Raw genomic sequence first — 2,927 nt, forward strand, 5'->3', positions numbered from 1 at the left:
AAAAGGGTATAATATAAATAATAACTTACCAGTACAATGGGGAGTAGCTAATTACTTACAGTCGTCATTACGAATTTTTATTCCGGCTGTAAGCCATAACTATGGTAGCAAGACCACTGTTTCTCGTCAGAGACAGTGGTCTTTTTTAAAAGTATTTAAGGGGGAATTAAATGCAATGGTATAACAAAACTTCTGAAGAAGTTTTTACTGAACTACATAGCTCTAATCAAGGGCTTTCTACGGAAGTAGCTGTTCAAAAGCTTCAGGAGCATGGGAAAAATGAATTAAAGCAAGAGTCAAAGACACCTTTTACTCAAAAACTTTTAGCTCAGTTACTTGACCCAATGATTATAATACTTGTGCTTGCAAGTGTTGTTTCGGCAGTGGTTGGGGAAGTAATAGATGCACTTATAATAATAGCAATTGTGTTGATAAACACTGCACTATCTCTTTATCAAGAGGGTAAAGCTGAAGCTGCTATTGAAGCTTTACAAAAGATGTCATCTCCTAAAGCTAAGATTGTCAGAGATGGCAAAAGAGTTGAAATTGATTCTACAGAATTAGTTCCTGGGGACTATGTTATTTTAGAAACTGGAGATATAATTCCGGCTGATTTAAGGCTTGTAGATTCTGCAAACTTAAAAATTGATGAATCATCTTTGACAGGAGAGTCAGTTCCAGTTGAAAAAGACTATAAACAAACTTACGAGGGTAAGATGGAAATAGGAGATAGAGAAAATATAGCTTATTCTTCAACTATTGTATCTTACGGAAGAGGTGCGGGAGTTGTTGTAGAAACTGGTGAAAATACTGAAATTGGTAAAATAGCTACTTCAATAAGTACACCAGAAAAAGAGCAAACACCTCTACAAAAAAGACTTGCTGGTCTATCAAAGACACTTGGAATTTTAGTAATTGGAATATGTCTACTTGTTTTGGTAGTTGGAGTTCTTAGAAAACACGAAATACTTGAAATGTTTATGACTTCAATCTCACTTGCCGTTGCGGCTGTTCCTGAGGGATTACCGGCTATAGTTACAATTGTATTGTCTCTTGGAATGAGCAAGATGGCTGAAAAAAATGCGATTGTAAAGAAGCTATTGGCTGTTGAAACTTTGGGTACTACAACTGTAATATGTTCGGATAAAACAGGTACTTTAACTCAAAATGAAATGACAGTTGTAAAGGCATACACTGATGGCGAAGTTTATGATGTTGTAGGAACTGGATACAATCCAAATGGAGAAATTGTTTTAAATAACGAAAGCGTGGATGTAAAATCTAAAAAAGGTTTGAACCTTTTAGCTAATATAGCAGCACTTACTAATGACGCAAAACTTATTCAAAACAATGAAGAGTGGGGTATAATAGGAGACCCTACAGAAGGTGCATTATTAACTTTTGCCGAAAAAGCAGGATATGGAATTGAAGACACCAATGCAAAATATGCTAGAGTGGAGGAAATTCCATTTGACTCAGATAGAAAGATGATGACTACTTTCCATTCGGAGTTTATAAAAGATAAAGTGATTTCTTTTACAAAGGGAGCTCCAGACATAGTGCTTTCAAATTGTAAATACTTTTTGGACGGAGAAGAAGTAAAAGAACTTACTGAAAAAGATAGAGAAAATATAATGCAAAAGAACTCTCTATTTGCAAGAGATGCCCTAAGAGTTTTAGCTTATGCATATAGAGAATGGGATTCTATTCCTAATAAGAAAACTACTGAAAATGTAGAAAATGATATGATTTTAGTTGGGTTAACAGGAATGATAGACCCTGCAAGACCTGAGGCTAAAGAGGCAATTAAAGAATGTAAATCTGCGGGAATTATACCTATAATGATTACCGGAGATCACTTGGAAACAGGGTTTGCAATAGCTAAAGAACTTGGAATAGCAACCGAAGAATCACAGGCTATAATGGGACGTGAGTTAAACGAATTATCAGATGAGCAAATGAGAAAAGTGGTAAGAGAAAAGAGAGTATTTACCAGAGTTTCTCCTGAAAATAAAGTTCAGATAGTACAAGCGTTAAAAGAAGAAGGACATATCACAGCGATGACTGGAGATGGGGTAAATGACGCACCGGCTATAAAGAAAGCTCATATAGGTATTGCGATGGGAATAACTGGTACAGATGTTGCTAAGAGTACAGCCGAAGTAATCTTAACTGATGATAATTTTGCTACAATAGTCCACGCTGTTGAAGAGGGAAGAATTATCTACTCAAATATTAAAAAGTTTGTAGGTTTTTTACTTTCTTGTAACTTAGGAGAAGTATTAATAGTATTTATAGCAATTCTATTAAACTTGCCAGTACCTTTACTTCCAATACAACTTTTATGGTTGAATTTGGTGACAGATTCATTCCCGGCACTTGCACTTGGAGTTGAAAAGGGAGAGGCAGAGATAATGGAAGAACCGCCAAGAAACCCTGATGAACCTCTTTTAGATTCAGAACTAAAATTGACAATTGCAATTCAATCAGTGGCTATTACGATAGCTACTCTAGGAGCATATATGCTTGGTCTACAATGGTATGGGAATCAAGAAGAAGGCGTAGCTATTGCAAGAACAATGGCGTTTGCAACTCTTATAATTTCTGAATTGTTGAGAAGTTACTCTGCAAGGTCTATAAAAGACACGCTATTTAGTATAGGAATATTCTCTAACAGAAAACTTGTTTGGGCGACACTATTATCACTTGCATTGACATTGGTAGTAATGGAAATTCCAGGAGTTAGAGAGCTATTTAAATTAACTCCATTATCGCTTAAAGATTGGGTTGTAATATTAGTAGGAGCTCTGATACCGCTTGCGCTAGGTGAAATTCAAAAAGTAATTAGATTTAATAAGACACATAACTCAAAATAAATTATTAAGAGAACTCCTAGATTAGTTTTGGAGTTCTCTTTTTATACTATT

General features: G+C 35.3%; 2 protein-coding genes. Both read left to right on the top strand.

Going from position 1 to position 2,927, the window contains the following annotated elements; all coding sequences use genetic code 11:
• Positions 1–184 (top strand): hypothetical protein (locus tag HMPREF9129_RS11980; RefSeq protein WP_004820970.1); only part of this gene is annotated, 184 nt, incomplete at its 5' end.
• Positions 171–2,876, top strand: a complete 2,706-nt coding sequence (locus HMPREF9129_RS04905) for a calcium-translocating P-type ATPase, PMCA-type (RefSeq protein ID WP_004820973.1) — start codon at positions 171–173, stop codon at positions 2,874–2,876. The genes HMPREF9129_RS11980 and HMPREF9129_RS04905, both read left to right, overlap by 14 nt.
• The last annotated feature ends 51 nt before the right edge of the window (positions 2,877–2,927 follow it).

The sequence above is a fragment of the Peptoniphilus indolicus ATCC 29427 genome (assembly GCF_000227315.1).
Taxonomy (GTDB): domain Bacteria; phylum Bacillota; class Clostridia; order Tissierellales; family Peptoniphilaceae; genus Peptoniphilus; species Peptoniphilus indolicus.